Source organism: Rugosibacter aromaticivorans, from assembly GCF_000934545.1.
Classification (GTDB): Bacteria; Pseudomonadota; Gammaproteobacteria; order Burkholderiales; family Rhodocyclaceae; genus Rugosibacter; species Rugosibacter aromaticivorans.
Genome location: NZ_CP010554.1, coordinates 1,526,959 through 1,545,122 on the forward strand (window position 1 = coordinate 1,526,959; position 18,164 = coordinate 1,545,122).

At 56.2% G+C, this 18,164-nt stretch carries 14 protein-coding genes and 1 pseudogene; 4 read left to right on the top strand and 11 right to left on the bottom strand.

Features of this window, described 5'->3' with window-relative positions; all coding sequences use genetic code 11:
- Positions 1 to 8: 8 nt before the first annotated feature.
- Positions 9 to 1,118, bottom strand: coding sequence for an S-(hydroxymethyl)glutathione dehydrogenase/class III alcohol dehydrogenase (locus PG1C_RS07625; RefSeq protein WP_202634236.1), 1,110 nt, complete (start codon positions 1,116 to 1,118; stop codon positions 9 to 11).
- A 66-nt stretch (positions 1,119 to 1,184) separates the two neighbouring features.
- Complete coding sequence (locus tag PG1C_RS07630; protein ID WP_202634237.1) at positions 1,185 to 2,183, bottom strand: zinc-dependent alcohol dehydrogenase family protein; 999 nt, start codon at positions 2,181 to 2,183, stop codon at positions 1,185 to 1,187.
- Positions 2,184 to 2,309: 126 nt separating this feature from the next.
- On the opposite strand from PG1C_RS07630, the gene PG1C_RS07635 reads away from it, so the two are divergent.
- Positions 2,310 to 2,996 (top strand): SDR family oxidoreductase, encoded by a 687-nt coding sequence (locus PG1C_RS07635; RefSeq protein ID WP_237218107.1) that lies wholly within the window; start codon positions 2,310 to 2,312, stop codon positions 2,994 to 2,996.
- Positions 2,997 to 3,845: 849 nt separating this feature from the next.
- Here the strand turns inward: PG1C_RS07635 and ettA are convergent.
- From ettA to trhP, 7 genes are all read right to left on the bottom strand, one after another.
- Complete coding sequence (gene ettA, locus PG1C_RS07640) at positions 3,846 to 5,510, bottom strand: energy-dependent translational throttle protein EttA (RefSeq protein WP_202634238.1); 1,665 nt, start codon at positions 5,508 to 5,510, stop codon at positions 3,846 to 3,848.
- 141 nt (positions 5,511 to 5,651) lie between these two features.
- Entirely contained in the window at positions 5,652 to 5,987 is a 336-nt protein-coding gene (locus PG1C_RS07645) for a Rieske 2Fe-2S domain-containing protein (RefSeq protein WP_202634239.1), read from the bottom strand.
- A 79-nt stretch (positions 5,988 to 6,066) separates the two neighbouring features.
- The gene (locus tag PG1C_RS07650; RefSeq protein ID WP_202634240.1) at positions 6,067 to 7,293 is read right to left on the bottom strand and encodes a Rieske 2Fe-2S domain-containing protein; all 1,227 of its coding nucleotides are present in this window, start codon (positions 7,291 to 7,293) and stop codon (positions 6,067 to 6,069) included.
- Between the two features lie 53 nt (positions 7,294 to 7,346).
- The gene (locus PG1C_RS07655; RefSeq protein WP_202634241.1) at positions 7,347 to 8,174 is read right to left on the bottom strand and encodes an alpha/beta fold hydrolase; all 828 of its coding nucleotides are present in this window, start codon (positions 8,172 to 8,174) and stop codon (positions 7,347 to 7,349) included.
- Positions 8,175 to 8,247: 73 nt separating this feature from the next.
- Positions 8,248 to 9,126, bottom strand: coding sequence for a biphenyl-2,3-diol 1,2-dioxygenase (bphC, locus tag PG1C_RS07660; protein WP_202634242.1), 879 nt, complete (start codon positions 9,124 to 9,126; stop codon positions 8,248 to 8,250).
- Between the two features lie 88 nt (positions 9,127 to 9,214).
- On the bottom strand, positions 9,215 to 10,351 hold the full coding sequence (locus PG1C_RS07665; protein WP_202634243.1) for a fatty acid desaturase: 1,137 nt from the start codon (positions 10,349 to 10,351) through the stop codon (positions 9,215 to 9,217).
- Between the two features lie 87 nt (positions 10,352 to 10,438).
- A complete protein-coding gene (gene trhP / locus PG1C_RS07670; protein ID WP_202634244.1) occupies positions 10,439 to 11,836 on the bottom strand; it encodes a prephenate-dependent tRNA uridine(34) hydroxylase TrhP in 1,398 nt (465 codons plus the stop codon).
- Between the two features lie 115 nt (positions 11,837 to 11,951).
- Between trhP and tadA the strand changes: the two genes are divergently transcribed.
- From tadA to PG1C_RS14585, 3 genes and pseudogenes are all read left to right on the top strand, one after another.
- Complete coding sequence (tadA, locus tag PG1C_RS07675) at positions 11,952 to 12,416, top strand: tRNA adenosine(34) deaminase TadA (protein WP_202634245.1); 465 nt, start codon at positions 11,952 to 11,954, stop codon at positions 12,414 to 12,416.
- 1 nt (position 12,417) lies between these two features.
- Positions 12,418 to 12,894, top strand: a pseudogene (locus PG1C_RS14580) (L,D-transpeptidase family protein); the annotation flags it as partial.
- An 84-nt stretch (positions 12,895 to 12,978) separates the two neighbouring features.
- Complete coding sequence (locus tag PG1C_RS14585) at positions 12,979 to 13,368, top strand: GNAT family N-acetyltransferase (protein ID WP_348539355.1); 390 nt, start codon at positions 12,979 to 12,981, stop codon at positions 13,366 to 13,368.
- A gap of 206 nt (positions 13,369 to 13,574) precedes the next feature.
- Here PG1C_RS14585 and mgtA read toward each other — a convergent pair whose 3' ends face one another.
- Both mgtA and PG1C_RS07690 read right to left on the bottom strand, forming a co-directional pair.
- On the bottom strand, positions 13,575 to 16,340 hold the full coding sequence (gene mgtA, locus PG1C_RS07685) for a magnesium-translocating P-type ATPase (protein ID WP_202634246.1): 2,766 nt from the start codon (positions 16,338 to 16,340) through the stop codon (positions 13,575 to 13,577).
- A gap of 74 nt (positions 16,341 to 16,414) precedes the next feature.
- Entirely contained in the window at positions 16,415 to 17,761 is a 1,347-nt protein-coding gene (locus PG1C_RS07690; protein WP_202634247.1) for a carbohydrate porin, read from the bottom strand.
- Positions 17,762 to 18,164: the final 403 nt, after the last annotated feature.

Consider the following 18,164-nt stretch of genomic DNA (forward strand, 5'->3'; position numbering starts at 1 on the left):
GTGGATGGTTAAAACGTCACCACAGAACGAATCGATTTGCCCTCGTGCATCAGATCGAAGGCCTCGTTAATTTGCTCAATCGGCATTACATGGGTAATCAGATCGTCAATATTGATCTTGCCTTCCATATACCAATCGACAATCCTGGGTACATCCGTGCGGCCTCGGGCACCGCCAAAGGCTGAGCCTTTCCAGACGCGGCCGGTCACCAGTTGAAAGGGACGGGTGGAAATTTCCTTGCCCGCACCGGCCACGCCGACAATCGTGCTTACGCCCCAGCCTTTATGACAGCACTCCAGCGCCTGGCGCATCAGATCCACATTGCCCACGCATTCAAAGCTGTGATCCGCGCCACCCTTGGTCAGGCTGACCAGATAGGCGACCAGATCGCCGTCGACTTCACGCGGATTCACAAAGTGCGTCATGCCGAATTTTTCCGCCAGCACCTGGCGAGACGGATTGACATCCACGCCAATGATCATGCTCGCGCCCACCATGCGCGCACCCTGAATCACATTCAGCCCGATACCGCCCAGTCCGAACACCACGACACGGTCCCCCGGCTGCACCTTGGCCGTATTGATCACCGCGCCGATGCCGGTGGTCACGCCGCAGCCGATATAGCAGACCTTGTCAAACGGGGCATCCTCACGGATTTTAGCGACGGAAATTTCCGGCATCACCGTATATTGCGCAAAGGTCGATGTACCCATGTAATGAAAAATGGGTTTACCCTGCAAGCTGAAGCGGCTGGTGCCATCGGGCATGACGCCCTGACCTTGTGTGGTGCGTATCGCCTGGCAAAGATTGGTCTTTTGCGACAGACAATATTCGCACTGACGGCACTCGGGGGTGTACAGCGGAATCACATGATCCCCGGGCTTCACGCTAGCCACCCCAGCGCCCACCTCGACCACCACGCCAGCCCCTTCATGGCCGAGAATCGCCGGAAAAATGCCTTCGGGGTCATCGCCCGACAAGGTGAACGCATCGGTGTGGCACACGCCGGACGCTTTGATTTCTACCAGCACTTCGCCCGCTTTCGGGCCAGCCAGTTCGACGGTTTCGATGGATAACGGGGTGCCGGATTTGTAGGCGACTGCCGCTTTAACTTGCATGATCATTCCTTGAAATTTGACGAGAACAAGGTGAATCTTGTTGCGTTTTCGAAGGTTATAAAGTCGTTACGGCACCGTGACCACGATCTTCCCGATCTGTTGGCCTGCTTCAAGATAGCGGTGCGCGGCAACGATCTGATCCAGCGGAAAAGTTTTGGCGATGGTCGGTTTTAAGGAGCGATCTTTCAGCCCCGACAAGACAAATTCGGCGGCACGGCGTCGTTTGGTTTTATCCGCGAGATCCTGAATAACAAAATACCCGCGCATGCGCACGCCATTTTTCATGGCAGCACGATAGGGGAAGGGGGTTTCATGCGCGCGGCCACTGAGGTTGCCATACACAATGACTTCGCCGCCGTAACCCAGCGCATCCGCGAGCGGCACTACGCCCGGCCCGGCAATGGGGTCGAAAACGACGCGAGCACCTTGACCCCGGGTGATGGCGGCAACCCGCTCGGCTAAATCATCCTCGCTCATGGCAATGACATGCTGCGCGCCAGCGGCGAGCAGTGCGTCACGTTTTTCGTTGGTTCGTGTGATGGCAATGGAAACCCCGCCAATACGATTAACCACTTCAATCGCCGCCAAGCCCACGCTGCTGGAAGCAGCCGTGATCAGCGCCGCACCTCCGGTGGTGAGCGAGTGAATTTCATGCAGCCCGCCCCAGGCGGTGAGATAAGGCATCCAGACGGCTGAAGCCGTCAGGGTATCCAGTTCTGCCGGACGCAGAATGAGGGAGTCTATTGGCACAATGGCTTCTTCAGCCGCCACACCATAGCGTGTCATTGAAAAGGTGGGCAGAATGGAAACCGCATCGCCTACTTTAAATTCGCTGGAAGGCTCACCCAGTTCATCGATGACACCTGCCGCTTCATAGCCGATGCGGGAGGGCAACACGGGTTTTTCAAGATAAGTGCCGGAGCGAAAAGCTGCTTCAGCGCGATTCAAACCGATGCTCTGGATACGAATACGGGCTTCGCCAACCCCCGGTTTTTGCTGTGGTTCATCTTCGAGTTGCAAAACTTCGGGGCCACCAGTTTGATGAAAACGGACGACACGTGCCATGGTTTTTCCTTTCGCATGATAAAAATCAATCTTGCTGTAGTATAAATCCTGGGTGGCGCGTGTAGTCAGCTTTTCTTGCCGCTTTTCTTGCCGTATTGCCAGCGCCGACTTTTTGAAAGGAATGCCATGATGAACCTTGTTGATTTACAGGGGAAACGTATTCTCGTGACCCAGGCCGATGCATTTATGGGGCCGGTTTTATGTGAAGTACTGACAAAATGCGGTGCAGAAGTGATTGCCGATACCGGGCCACTGTTAACCCCAGATCGCATTGCACTTCTTGTGCAGAAGGCTGCGCAAATTGATGTTCTGGTTGCCAATCTGGCCATCCCGGCACCAAACACTCAGGCGGTTGAGGTTACCGATGAAGAATGGGATACCGTTTTTGCGCATCTGGTGACGCCGCTGCCGCACCTTGTACGTGCCGTGCTGCCACAAATGATCGCGCGGCAGGCAGGGAAGATCTTACTCATGGGTAGTGCGTCGGCCTTGCGTGGCATGAAACGGCGCAGCACTTACAGCGCCGCCCGTGGTGCTCAGTTAGCCTATATCCAGGCCTTGGGCGTTGAAATGGCGCCGCATAAAATTCAGATCAATGCCATTGCGCAAAATCTGGTGGAAAACCCCACGTATTTCCCCCCTGAAGTGCAAGCCTTACCCGCGTTTCAAGAACGTATCAAATGGGAAGTTCCGCTGGGACGACTGGTATCTGCCGAGGAAGACGCGAGTTTTGCCGCCTATTTATGTTCGGATGCCGCCAATTGCTTTGTCGGGCAGATTTTCCCGGTATGTGGTGGTTGGGTGCCCAGATAACTGGCGCCTTTTTAGCGGCTTTCACCGTGTCACCACCGCCGACTATCGACTCACTTAGCGACTCACTTAAATTCAGAATCTCAATAAAAAACGCGGCACAAGTCGCGTTTTGGGGTGAAGACATTTCGTCAGAAAATCGGGTTTTCTACAGCCTCAACGGTTGACTTAAGCGGCACAGACCTGCTGCCGGTGGCTGTCCGCCTGGAGGATGGGTTGGACGTCACTGGCGAGCGTGCGCTGATGGCATAGTCCTCCCTTCCTCTCCCTTTCTCTATAGGTGCCGGGTCTCGGCCGGAGTCATGCCCCAGTTGTTGTGTCGACCGTCGGCGATGCGCACCGGCGCTTCAATTAGTTCCATCGGGTCGGCGTTATCGAGGGCTGCTAGCTGCACAGTCACGTAGTCACTTCCAATCGCTTCCACGTACCCGCGCGCGAAGGAACGCCCCCCCGCAGTGCTTGCAAAAGAGATGGTGCCGACATGCTGGTTGAACTGGTAATCGCTCAGATCGCGCTCGCCAGACAGTAGCTGGAATTCGCCGGGTTTGATGATTGTGTTCCAATTCCGTGTCTTCGTGCAGATTGAGCCGTTGCATTTGTTCGTGCCCAGGCTGAGGTCAATCTCGGCTTCGAATCGAACGGCCCCGCAGGCAACTACCGAGAAAGGTTTTAATCATTGAACGCTCCAGAGGAGTAGTTGCGTGGGTTGTGATGCCCAATGTTAAGCAGACACCCTAAAATTCGCCGACAAATCTGGCGGTACGCGGCAAGATGTTGGCGTCAACGAGCGAGTGAATAAGGGGAAGATCACGATGTTCACCGTTTCGTCAGCGCCGACTTTTTTCGGATGCATCAGCGCGTCACCGGCTTATAGCGTATCCGCTTCGGTTTCGCTCCTTCTTCGCCCAGGCGCTTGCGTTTGTCTTCCTCGTATTCCTGATAATTGCCGGCGAAGAAGCTCCATTGCGAATCGCCTTCGGCGGCGAGGATATGGGTACAGATGCGATCAAGGAACCACCGGTCGTGTGAAATCACCAACGCGCAACCGGCAAATTCGAGCAGCGCCTCTTCCAGCGCACGCAGGGTTTCCACGTCCAGATCGTTGGAGGGTTCATCGAGCAGCAGCACATTGCCGCCCGTCATCAGGGTTTTGGCCAGATGCAGCCGTCCGCGTTCGCCGCCGGAGAGATTGCCCACCAGTTTTTGCTGATCACCACCCTTGAAGTTGAAGCGGCCGATGTAGGCGCGACTGGATAGCTCGATCTTGCCGATAGTGAGGATGTCCGCGCTACCGGCGAGTTCGTCGAAGACGGTTTTCGTGCCATCGAGACAATCACGACTTTGGTCGACGTAGGAAATTTTCACCGTAGGGCCGATGACGACATCGCCTGAATCTGGTTTGTCCTGGCCGGTAATCATTTTGAACAGGGTGGATTTACCCGCGCCATTGGGGCCGATGATGCCGACAATCGCGCCGGGTGGCACGGTGAAGGAGAGATTATCGATCAGCAGGCGTTCACCAAAGCCTTTGCTGACGCTGTGAAATTCGATCACCTTGTCGCCCAGCCGCTCGGCCACGGGGATGAAGATTTCCTGCGTTTCGTTACGCTTTTGGTATTCCTCGTTGGAAAGCTCATTGAAGCGCGCGAGGCGTGATTTACTCTTGGCCTGACGCGCCTTCGGGTTGCTGCGCACCCATTCGAGTTCTTGCTTCATAGCCTTCATGCGGGCGTCCTGCTGCTTGGACTCGGTTTCCAGCCGCGCTTCTTTTTGCTCCAGCCAGCTTGAATAATTGCCCTTCCACGGGATACCCTGGCCGCGGTCGAGTTCGAGTATCCATTCGGCGGCATTATCTAAAAAGTAACGATCGTGGGTGACAGCCACCACGGTGCCGGGGAAGCGGGTGAGGAACTGTTCCAGCCATTCCACCGATTCCGCATCGAGGTGGTTGGTCGGCTCATCGAGCAGCAGCATGTCGGGGCGCGAGAGCAGCAGTTTGCACAAGGCCACGCGACGCTTTTCACCGCCGGAGAGATTTTTGATTATGGCATCCCACGGCGGCAGGCGCAGGGCGTCAGCGGCCAGATCAAGCTGGTGTTCGGTGTCGCTTCCGGCAGTGGAAAGGATGGCTTCGAGCCGCGCTTGTTCTTCGGCGAGCTTGTCAAAGTCGGCATCCGGCTCGGCGTAGGCGGCGTAGATGACTTCGAGCTTGGCTTGCGCGGCCATCACTTCACCCATGCCGGATTCAACTTCTTCACGTACGGTTTTGTTCGGGTCCAACTGCGGTTCCTGTGGCAGATAGCCGATGTTGAGGTTCGGCATCGGTATGGCTTCGCCGATGATATCTTTATCAATGCCTGCCATAATTTTCAGCACAGTCGATTTACCAGAGCCATTCAAGCCCAGCAAACCAATCTTGGCACCGGGAAAGAAGGAAAGAGAGATATCTTTGAGAATCTGACGTTTCGGCGGCACGATCTTGCCGACGCGATTCATGGTGAAAACGTATTGAGCCATAAGTGTTAGGTACTAGGGGTGTGAGTAAAGTAATCGAGTCAATAAGAAATTTAAACAGGAGCTTATTCTACCTACCTATGCTTTATCGAATGATGAGGAGAGGGTGCGTGTCAGGACGACTGTTTGTTGATTCTTTGCCGATCACCACAAGCTATTTGCTTCAACCGATGAAGTGTCAATCAACAGCTGATCACCGTCAGTTTTAGTGGGGTAATCAGCAAGATCGTGGTCGGTACCGTTAACTCCCTGGCCATTTTGCAAATCAAATTGCCACATGTGTGCGGCACAGGTGAGCAGGCTATTGCTCAGGTAACCATCGGCCAAGGATCGCCTTTGGTGAGGGCACAAGCCTTGATATACCTTGATTTGATTAGCTGTATCTCGGAAGATAATGACGGATGAGCTGTCGCTCGTGATGAATTCCTGAATTTCATTGACCGGTAATGCGCTCACCAGACAGATAGCTTCCCAACTCATTTTTTCTCACCTTTGAACAAAAGAAATCGGCCCAGCGACATCATCTCTGGGCCGAACAATGGGTATTTTCGGAAATTGTTTACTTTTTCCCGCCGTAACGAACCTGTCTGCCGCGATTATGTTTGGCCGCCATACGACGCCACATCAAGCAATAGCCGTCGATACGGGAAAGATTTTCTTTCTCGCCAAAAGCGTACCCCGCTTCAGAGTAGGCGCGTTGCGTGCCTTCATTGGCAAGCACATCACTTTTATTGAAACCCTCATATTCGAAATAAGACCATCGGGTTCTCACATCATGCTCGGCCTTGAGTGCCTCTCCTTCTGAGGAAACCTTCTTGCCCCACGCGATGATATAGCGGTGATGCGTTTCATCGATGGGTACATACCATTCATAGTGAACATACTCTCCCACAAGAGAGCCAGGCTCCGATCCCCAAGGGCCGATGCTTAGCCCGCACGGCAACACGAGCACTGCTTCCATTTGTCCGAAGGGAATACTGCCTTGCTCCGTTTGTGGATTAAAGGCAGAGCGGACGACACCCACCTCGCCTTCGCATTCGATCTTGTATTCAAACACGGGGACAACCTCCCGAAAAACGTCTTTAAACCCTTTAGGTCCAGAACCTTCAAGAGGAACATAACCCTCGTAGGGATTATCGCCTTTGGGCATTTCGACCAGCGGTAGCGGCTGTTTCCAATATTTAAGCAAAAAATCATCCTTGTGCATGAAGACATGGTTGAACTCTGAAGCAGAGTCAGCCGCGATCCGCCAGTTTGAATGGACTTCTTCTTTATGAAATGGAACAACATGCACATCCGCATCAAGAAACCCTGGTTGCAGATCATCTGCGAGTGGTGGGGGATCGATGTCACCAATGAAAACAAACAACATGCCTTTGACTTCTTCAACAGGATAAGAATGCAACTTCAATTTGCCGATGAGTTTGCTTTCCGGATCCGACGGAATGCCAATCAAATCGCCATTTTTCAGGTTATACGTGAAGCCGTGAAAGTGGCATGTAATCGTATTTTTCGTGAAGGATTCAGGCTTTGCCGAGAAACGAAAACCTCGATGAAGGCATTCATCACGAACAGCATAGACGCGGCCATCAATGCGTTTAAACAGAATATCTTCGCCCAGTATCGTGAGCGTCTTGAATTCGGTTTCCCTGACATCCGCGCTAAACATGGCAGGGTACCAGTGATTACGGAAGCCCAGCTCTGCATCTTCGTACGCACAGGGCTCACCCGGCTTTGCAGTGGGCTGGGAGCGATTCACAGTAGACACTTCAACAGGTTTATTCATCTTCAATACTCCTCGTTTTATAGTTGTAACGTGGCCTTATTACTTTCGGGGATTTATTTATAGCCAAGAAACCACAGCGTCTGGCGAGTGAACTCTTCTGGGTGTTCGATCATAACCCAGTGCCCACATTCGGGAATGATATGAGCGCTGGCCTGGGGGATTTTTTCAATGAGATCAAGGGTTCGATCTAGCGTAATAATGACATCATTCTTTCCCGCGATGATGAACACCGGGCAAGCGATCGATGCGAGTTCAGCGTCTGAATAAGAAAGACCATTCTCGCGCACCCAGCCCATCGTCGCTTTATTGGCAGCGATGGCCGCTGGCCGGCTAGCAGAGCGTTGCCGGCTAGCAATCTGCTCTTCGGTGGCTTCATAGCCATGCGCAAGGAGGGCAATAATCCGCCGCATGCCATCTGTTGTGCCGTCATACGCAACCAGCGGTGCCATTACCGGTCCGCGCTCGCGGATGAGTGCCAGTGGCATATTGACAGCCGCCCCCATCAGAACAAGCTGGCTGACCAAGTCCGGCCGTTGCAGCGTAACGCCCGTAGCCGTTGTGCCACCCATCGAGTTGCCAACAATCGCGACAGGGCCCAGGTTCATCGCTTCAATAAAGTGGATGATATGGTCAGTTCGGGCCTGCTGGGTGTAGTTGAACGTCGCTGGATCAGGTTGCTCGGTTTCTCCGAAGCCGACCATGTCGACGGCTATCGTTCGCATGTGTTTGCCAAAAACAGGCAGGCAGTGGGCAAAGTTTGAAACACCATCCGCACCCGCGCCGCCGCCGTGAATGAGTAGCAGCGGCGGGCCGTCGCCCATCTCAATGTAACGCGTTCTAATACCACCCGCATCGATAAGTTTGCTCTGTATAGCGCTCAATCTAATCCCCTTGATTTAACGTTTTTAAAATAAAAGGTCTTCTTTCTTTATTCCTTCTGATGAAACTGCTTGACTATGCCCCCTTGCCAACCGGTTTGTGACCCCACATACTGGTGCTGTTGTGTCGTGTAACAGACCACGTGTCATCAACGGTTCGGGCACCCCATCCAAACTCGACTTCAATGCCCGAAGGGGTTTTTGAGTAGAAAGAAAACATGTGGTCGTTCGTGTGTCTGCCTAGCGTTGTTGTAATCACGTTATCTGGACCGATGCGGTCATAAGCGAAGCCGACGTCATCAAGCGATAAAGCTTCGAGCATGAAATGATGAATTTTCTTTGGCACTGGCAGCGCAGCGATTGCAAAGGTATGGTGACGCTCATTGCAATGCAGGAAGTAGAGTGGAGTTTTCATGTCGGGACCAAGGGTCAGATCGATAATGTCTGATAACTCAAAGCCGAGCACCTTGGTATAAAAATCCAGCGTTTGGATCGCATCTGGAACGCACCGAACAATATGCCCCAAACCCTGCGCTCCCGTAAGAAAGCCGGACACCCCTGTGGTAGAAACAAACGGTTGCTCAAAGACATCCGTAGCGCCGTAATATAGCTCGATAGTCAGGTCGAACGGGTCGGTAAAGGAAATTAAATCTACTACGCCGCGCCTTTTTGCGAGCGCGGCATCACCCATCGTAACGGTAACGCCTGCTTGACGCAGCCGTTCAGTCATCTGCGCTAATGCCGCCGCATTGGCAACTTCGTAGCCGGTGTAGGCTAAATCATCCTCTTCACCGGGGTGTACAGCGATTCGCCACGCGCGAGAATCCATGCGAAAGAGGGCGTTGCCGTCGGTATAACTGGTTTCCATCAACCCTAGCTTCGCGGCCAGACAAGTCCGCCATGCTTGGACGTCCTTAACGCCAAACCCCAGATAGCCTAAATTTTTTATGCTCATGCTTTCCTCCTTGTTTTCTGATTGATAGGCAGTGCAACAAGATTTTTCCCCTGCCAGCAGCTATTGGCAGTTGCCGGGATCAGATACATCAGATCTGCAAGCCCGCACCACCTACGATCGGCTGACCCGCGTCGGCTAGCCAATCGGGCCAACCGGCGCGCCGGTTGGCCTCGCGTGCAAGCGCACGTTCAGCGGTATTGGCAAAATGCAAATCCCAGTTTTTCAGGCGCGGCATGGCGATGGCTTTGAACCAGAGGGGCGGGATAAATGCGCAGAGGACACAGAGAAACACATTGGGCATTTGCGGCGCATCGGGATGGGGTTTTAGTTGATCGAAGCGCAAAAAACCGTCACGGTGGTGATCAATATGGTTGGTGATTTCATAGCCGACCACGCGATCCCACCAGTTCAAATGGTTCCAGGCATGTTGAATTTCGATAGCTGAACCTGGCACGCGTACCAGGCCGTAGTGTTGCAGATAGTTAAGTGCTTCTACGGCAAACTTGGTGAGGACTTGCGCTACAAAAACCAGCAAAGCCGCCAACCAGCCACCAATCAATCCGGCAACCAGGGGAATCAGCAGGGCCGAACCGATCTCCCAGAGAATCAGGTTTTTGATACTGAAAAATGGCATACCCAGCGCGATGCGGCGCTTGCGTTCGCTTGCCCACAGGGTTTGGTAATTGTGTTTCGTGCAGCGCCACATGAACTTATAGACATTTTCGCCCCGGTATCCGGTATCCGCATCTTCCGGCGTATCAAGGTGCAGGTGATGGGTGTCTGTGTGGGGAATATCGCGGTGCAGATCGGCAAAAAAGGCGCTCATGAACTTACCGACATAGCGCGAAAAAGTATCGCGTCGATGCCAGAGTTCGTGAAGCACAGGCACATTGGGTGCAGCGGTGAGCCACACCAGACTAGCGATTCCGCCAACGAGTGCTGCCGCCGTGGGCCAGCCGGAAGCCAGGCCCAGCCCAGCGCCCACGCGCCAGGCAAACGTGGCGTAGAGCGCGATGAGTAGCAGCAGATGTAAATACAGGGGAATGTCCGCCAGGCGTGGGTGATGAATCACGCGGGGCTTAAGATCCGGGCCCGACAGCATCGCCAGCATAAAGAGCACAACATAGGTGCCCAAGCCTGCCCACAGCCAATAACCACCCAGGGCAAAACCGGCAATGCCAACAACCATCATCAATGACACAACGTAATATCGCAGGTAATCCATCTTGTCTCTCCTTGCTATTTATTATTCTGTGATGCTATCACGTGCAGGCAGCCAATGATGCTGTGAGCGCGCGTGATAGCAGCAGTTTTAGACTGGTCCTGGCTCATTCACGAAACGCGCGATAAATGCGCCTTCACGCCCCGGTGGCAAGGCGATACGCACCCGGTGGCCACTGCCCGGCGCGACATTGATTGCCGTGTCACCAGCGCCGACTATTTGCGCCAGAACGTGTTCGCTGTTGCCTGTGGGGTGAATGAGCTCGATGCGATCGCCGACGCTGAAGCGATTTTTTACCTCGACCTCGGCCAGGCCATCGGCAGCGTAACCCAACACGTCGCCGACATATAAACTGCGGCTGGATTCAGAATGGCCGGTGAGATAGTTTTGGTACTCGCGGTCGGGATGGCGGTCATAAAAACCGGCAGTGTAGCCGCGATTGGCCAAGCCTTCCAAGTCACCCACCAGACGGGCATTGAAGGGGCGGCCGGCAACGGCATCATCGATAGCGTGGCGATATGACTGACAGGTGCGGGCGACGTAGTAGGGCGATTTGGTGCGGCCTTCGATTTTCAGCGAATCAATGCCCAGCTCGGTTAATTGTGCGACATATTCAATGGCGCGCAGGTCTTTTGAGTTGAGAATGTAGGTGCCATGTTCGTCTTCTTCAATCGGCATCAACTGGCCGGGGCGGGTGGCTTCTTCGATCAGCCAGGCATCGTCATCCGGCCGGTTGACGCGCCGCGTGAGGTTTTCTGTCGGCTGCGCACTTTTACAACAGCCGCTGCTACTTTCCGTGGCGTTGATGACGGGAATCGTGGTTGGTTGTGAATGCAACAGACTGATATCACCCGCGCCATCAGTTTTGGCGGGCAACACCTTGTAGTCCCAGCGGCAGGAATTGGTGCAACTGCCCTGATTCGGGTCGCGGTGGTTGAAATAGCCCGAGAGCAGGCAACGCCCGGAATAGGCGATGCACAGCGCGCCATGGACGAAGACTTCGAGCTCCATCTCGGGACATTCCTGGCGAATTTGAGCAATCTCATCGATGGATAATTCGCGTGACAAAATCACCCGTGAGACACCGATGCTTTGCCAGAAACGCACTGCGGCATAATTCACCGTATTGGCTTGCACCGACAGATGAATCGGCATCTCCGGCCAGGTTTCACGGATCATCAGCATCAGGCCGGGGTCGGCCATGATCAGCGCATCGGGCTTCAAGGCAATCACCGGCGCCATGTCAGCCAGATAGGTTTTGAGCTTGGCGTTATGCGGCACGATGTTGCTCACCACATAAAACTTGCCGCCACGCTGGTGGGTCAGTTCAATCCCTGCGGCCATGTTTTCAATCTTGCCGAAATCATTGTTGCGCACGCGCATGGAATAGCGTGGCTGGCCCGCATAAATGGCGGTGGCGCCATAATCCAGCGCGGTGCGCGTCATTTTCAGCGAGCCTGCGGGGGCAAGGAGTTCAGGAGTCTTCATGCAATACCTCAAAAGCGATTCAGCAGCGATTCAATAGTGCGGAGTTTACTGGCTATTGGGCAGCAATGCGGGCGTTAGCGCAACGCAAAAGCCTTTTTGTCGGCATAATTCGCGCATGGATGATGAACTATGGATGACCGGGGCGCTAAGTCTGGCGCGCGAAGCAGGCGCCGCAGGCGAAGTGCCGGTTGGCGCGGTGGTGGTGCTCGATGGCGCAGTCATTGGTCGTGGCTGGAATCAGCCAATCGGCCGCCACGACCCGACGGCGCATGCCGAAATCATGGCGCTGCGCGATGCAGCAACTCGGCTGGGCAATTACCGCCTGCCGGGCGCAACGCTGTATGTGACGCTGGAGCCCTGCGCGATGTGCGCCGGGGCGATGATGCATGCGCGCATAAAGCGTGTGGTGTTCGGTGCACGCGACCCGAAAACCGGCGTGGCAGGCAGCGTGCTGGATTTATTCGGTGAGACGCGATTGAACCATCATGCCGAGGTTACTGGCGGTGTGCTCGCGGAAGAATGTGGACAATTGCTGTCGCGCTTTTTCGCTGCACGACGCAGCCGCACAGAGCTGGCCTGAGATGCAGATTCGCATCAGCCTGCCGCAACAGACGCTGGAACTGCATGATGCAACGGGAATACTGCTGACTCGTTACGCCATATCGACGGCAAAAAATGGCGCAGGCGAGCAACGCGGCAGCTATTGCACGCCACGCGGGCGACACATCATCCGCGCAAAAGTCGGCGCTGGTGAAACGGTGAATACGGTCTTCGTGCGCCGCCGGCCAACGGGCGAAATCTGGTCGCCCGATCTGGCCGCGAAATTTCCCAACCGCGACTGGATTTTGACGCGCATCCTCTGGCTATCCGGCACCGAGCCGGGCAAAAACCGGCTGGGTAATGTTGACACTATGCGCCGCTACATTTACATCCACGGCTCGCCCGATGCTGTGGCCATGGGCGAGCCAGGCTCGATAGGCTGCGTGCGCATGCGCAATGCCGATCTCCTCGCGCTGTTCGACCAAGTGCCGGTTTATACGCCGGTGAATATTGTCGAATTTGGCCTCACGACCGGTACCTGGGATGAACTCGGTGCACTGGCCAAGCCGCTGCGCGAAGCCGTATTCGTGGTCGAACAGGGCGTGCCGCTGGCACTGGAATGGGATGAATTTGATGCCGCAAGCCGCCATGTCGTCGCTTGTGACAGCGCTGGCGCAGTGATTGGCACCGGCCGGCTATTGCCCGATGGCCATATCGGCCGCTTGGCCGTGCGCGCCGACTGGCGTGGCAAGGATGTAGGTCGTGCGATGATGGAACGGTTGCTCGAAGAAGCAGTACAGCAAGAGCAGCAGCAAATGCTGCTGCTCCATGCCCAAACACAGGCTGTGGGTTTTTACGAAAAACTCGGCTTCGCCGCCGAAGGCGCAGAGTTCATGGAAGCCGGCATTCCACATCGCCGGATGCGGCGTTGTTTCACCCCCCGTCAACCTGCACAAGGGGCGCCTCAGAATTTGGAAAATAAAGCACGCTAGCGACAAACCTGTCAGGTTGAAACCTGACAGGTTTGACTAGGCGCGTCAGACAAAGCCGGAAATAACCCAAATTCGATGTGATTCGCGGCCTTTGCCCGGACACCCGGTTGAGATATGCCTTAATCTGACACAGCCAGGGGAAGCCGATGAGCCCGCCCAGTACAAAGGCCGTGACCAGGCTCACCCATGCGTCGAACTTCGCCTTCTTATTGCCAACCCCAACGACGGCTGTAGATGCCCTTCATCGCCTGCGTCAACCCCATGTAGGCCAACAGAATCGGCGGCAGGAAGGCGAAGTACAACGGCGGCAAGGCTTGCAGCTTGAAATAGTGCGCCAGCGGCCCCATTGGCAGGAAGATGCCCACCGCCATGATGACGGCGGTCATGACCATCAGCGGCGTCGCCGCACGGCTCTGGATGAAGGGCAGCTTGGACGTGCGGATCATGTGCACGATCAGGGTCTGCGTCAGCAGGCCGACGATGAACCAGCCCGACTGGAACAAGGTCTGCTGCTCCGGCGATTGTGCTCCGAAGACAAACCACATCATGGCGAAGGTCGTGATGTCAAAGACCGAGCTGATCGGCCCGAAAAACACCATGAACCGGCCAATGTCGCCCGGCTGCCAGTGCTGCGGCTGACGCAGCAGTTCATCATCCACGTTGTCGAAGGGGATGGCGATCTGCGAGATGTCGTACAGCAGGTTTTGCACCAGGAGGTGCATCGGCAGCATCGGCAGGAACGGAATGAACGCCGAGGCCACCAGCACCGAGAACACGTTGCCGAAGTTCGAGCTGGCCGTCATCTTGATGTACTTGAGCATGTTGGCGAAGGTGCGGCGGCCTTCGAGCACGCCTTCCTCCAGGACCATCAGGCTTTTTTCCAGCAGGATGACATCGGCCGCTTCCTTGGCGATGTCCACCGCCGTGTCCACCGAGATGCCGATATCGGCCGTGCGCAGCGCCGGGGCATCGTTGATGCCGTCGCCCATGAAACCGACCACATGGCCGTTGGCTTTCAGGAAGCGCACGATTCGCTCCTTGTGCGAAGGCGTGAGCTTGGCAAAGACGTTGTTCTCTTCGACCGCGCGGGCCAGTTCGGCATCGCCCATGCGCTCGATGTCACTGCCCAATACCACGCCTCGCTGTTCCAGGCCCACCTCGCGGCAAATCTTGGCCGTGACCAACTCGTTGTCGCCCGTCAGCACCTTGACCGCCACGCCATGCTCGGCCAACGCTTTCAGCGCCGGGGCGGTGGACTCCTTCGGAGGGTCGAGGAAGGCGACATAGCCGATCAGGACCAGCTCGCGTTCATCGGCCACGCCATAGGCCTCTTGCGTCGGCGGCAGCTCCTTGGCGGCCACTGCCACCACGCGCAAGCCCTCTTCGTTCAGATCAGCAGTCACGTTGCGGATGCGGGCCAGCAGTTCTGGTGTCAGCGCTTCGACGGCCTCGCCGTGGCGCACCTGCGTGCAGACCGACAGAATTTCCTCGACCGCGCCTTTGGTGATGACCAAATGATGCGCATCGTGCTCGGCCACCACCACCGACATGCGGCGGCGAGTGAAATCGAACGGGATCTCATCGACCTTGCGAAAGGCAGTCGCCACTTCCAGCTCGCGATGCACCTCGGCGTGCTCCAGCACAGCCACGTCCAGCAGGTTCTTCAAGCCGGTCTGGTAGTAGCTGTTGAGATAGGCCATTTCCAGCACATCGTCGGAGTCCTCGCCCCAGACATCGACATGGCGGGCCAGGAAAATTTTGTCCTGCGTCAGCGTGCCAGTCTTGTCGGTGCAGAGCATATCCATCGCGCCAAAGTTCTGGATCGCGTCGAGCCGCTTGACGATGACCTTCTTGCGCGACAGGAACACTGCGCCCTTGGCCAGCGTCGAGGTGACGATCATCGGCAGCATCTCCGGCGTCAAGCCAACAGCAATGGATAGCGCGAACAGCAACGCCTCCATCCAGTCGCCTTTGGTGAAGCCGTTGATGAAGAGCACCAGCGGCGACATCACGAACATGAAGCGGATCAGTAGCCAGCTCACCTTGTTCACGCCTGACTGGAAAGAAGTCGGCGCGCGGTCGGTGGCGGTGACACGGCTGGCCAGCGCCCCGAAATAAGTGGCATTGCCCGTCCCAACGATGACGGCCGTGGCTGAGCCGGACACCACGTTGGTGCCCATGAACAGGATATTGTCCAGTTCCAGCGGATTGATCGCACTTGCATCGCGTTGCTCGGCGAACTTCTCGACCGGCATGGACTCTCCAGTCATGGCGGCTTGCGACACGAAAAGTTCTTTGGCGGTGAGCAGACGGCAATCGGCCGGGATCATGTCGCCTGCCGACAGCACGATTACATCACCCGGCACCAAGAGCTTGATCGGTAGCTCGACACGCTGCGCCAATTTGACGTGCAGATGGACGCCAAAGAAGTTCTCGGCTTCCGGTGCGGCGTCTTCGGACAAGTCGCGACGGATCACCGTGGCAGTGTTGCTGACCATCGCCTTGAGCGCATCGGCCGCCTTGTTTGATTTGGCTTCCTGCCAGAAGCGCAGCAGCGTAGAGAGCACCACCATCGTGCCGATCACGAGGGCTGCCTTCATGTCCTCGGTGAGATAGGAAATCGCGGCCAGCAGCGTCAGCAGCAGGTTGAAGGGATTGCGGTAGCAGTGCCACAAATGCATCCACCACGGCAGCGGCTTTTCGTGCTCGACCTCGTTGAGGCCGACGCGCTCGCGGATGGTCTGCACCTGCGTCTCGGAAAGGCCATCGCTATGGCTGTCAAGCTGCTTGAGCAATGCCTCGGTGTTGCGGGTGGCGGCAGCAACCAAGGTCTTGGTGAGCGTGGCGGGCACCTCGCGGCTGACGCCGGTTTGGGCCAAGGTGTCCAGCAAGGCCAAGCGGCGAAAGTGCCGGGCGATGTGGCGGGTACGAAGGAATCCAGCGAAGAATTCTTTCAGGATGGTGAGGTTCATGATTTTCTCCTTATCGCCACCATCCCGACCGCATCAGGAGGGTGGCCGTTGAGATGGACAGTCCATGTGATTTCTCAAAACTCCGTATGGAGCCGAACTGAGGCCACGTTGACCGGGCCTCGGTCGGCGTTGTAGGCGGGGTTTCGGATGCGCTGCCAATCGAGCGAAACCCACGCCGCTTTCGTCAGATTCAAGTTGTAAAACGCCTCGAACACGGTCTCGGGGCGATAGTTCAAGCGGCCATCGCCGATGAAGAAGCCCATGCCGCCAGCCGCGAGGTAATTGCGATGCACCTTGGACAAGCCATTTCGCGCCAGGGCCACGCCCATGCTGTCTTGCTCCCGGCCCCACGACGTGCCCCTGACCACGGCACCGCCCGACATGGAGCGGTCAATCTCGGTAAAGGCATAGGTCTCGGTGCGGCCGTCGGCCCAGCTCGCGCGGGCAAACAGACCCACGTTATTCGACATGGCCTGTTCGAGGTTGAGTCCAAAGCCGTGCTTGACCTGTTCACCCGTGCGTACATCGTTGATGTCGGGCGTGCCACCCGTGCGAGCAGCTAGGTTGAGGGCATCTTGGAAGCTCGACATCTTGGCGCGGTTGCGGAAGGCGAGTACGCGTAGCTTGCCCGGCTGGCCGCCGATGGTGTGGGCGTGCTCCACTTCGAGCTGATCGCCGTAGTGTTGGAAGATGTGCGGGTCAAGGGCCTGCTGGTTTGGTTCCTTGGGCTGGATGAATCGGCCTGCGCGTACTGTCCAATCGTCGTGATACCACTCCAGTGCAATGCCCCATGAGTAGCCGCGCGCGTCGGCCGCGTAGTCGTAGGCCCCATGCGTCATCAGCGACCAGTTGAGGAACTGGGTGCGTGGGTCATGGCTGTAGGCATTGCCGTCAAAGACATCAAGCACCGACAGATTGCCTGCGGTCAGCACCCAGCGGCGCTTGTCCACCGTCCCCACTAATTGATTGGCGGCAGACTCGACGATCTCTTGTTCACCGCTCATGCCCCATGTCTGGCGCAAAAACAGTCGTGCCCGATACACCGTGAGCGTCGGGCCAGAAGAGCGGGCGATTTCGCCATTGGTGAAGCCACCCAAGCCGGTCAGGTTGGACAGGGGTACGCCCTGCGCAGCTTCGGGGTTGAAGTACAGTTCTCCCCCTGCCCACGGCCGGAAGCCGAGCGCGGCGGTCGCCGTGAAGGAATAGCTGTGCTCCTTGCCGGCCGACAGGCTGTTGGTGCCGGAATAGGCGGCCGGGAATGGCCGCTTATCCTGCCACACATAGGTGGCTTGGAACTTGGCGTTCCAGTCTTCGGTTTCCGCCACTTCGGCAAAGCAGAAGGCAGGCAGCAAAGACCCGACGAGGGCGGGGAGGCACTGGATGAGCGCCAAGCGGCGCGAAAGGATGAAATCAAAACGCATCTGTACTCCCCAGCTTGCGCGTAACCGCGCACAAGCCGAACCTGTGCCACCGCTACGCGGTAGCACTCAAACGATCAGAAGGAAGTAGCTGAAAGCAGCCGAGAACCGGCTACTTGATGCCACTACCCGCCATGTAGGCAAGGTAGCGGCGAAATGTGACGCTCGCGGTTACCTTGCCTGTGTGTTGTCGATGCAAGATCGACTACTAGGACTGTCCACAGGTGGAACTCCGAAATTGAGACCGGCGCATTGTATCCCGGCAAAAAGTTGCTGGCAATACCCTATCCAGGGGGCAGGATAAAAAAATCATGGCGACACATACAGCACACCCAGACGTAATCAAGCGGCTCAAGCCGTCGAGAAGGCAATCAGCAGCGTGCTTTATTTTCCGTTTTTTTGAGAT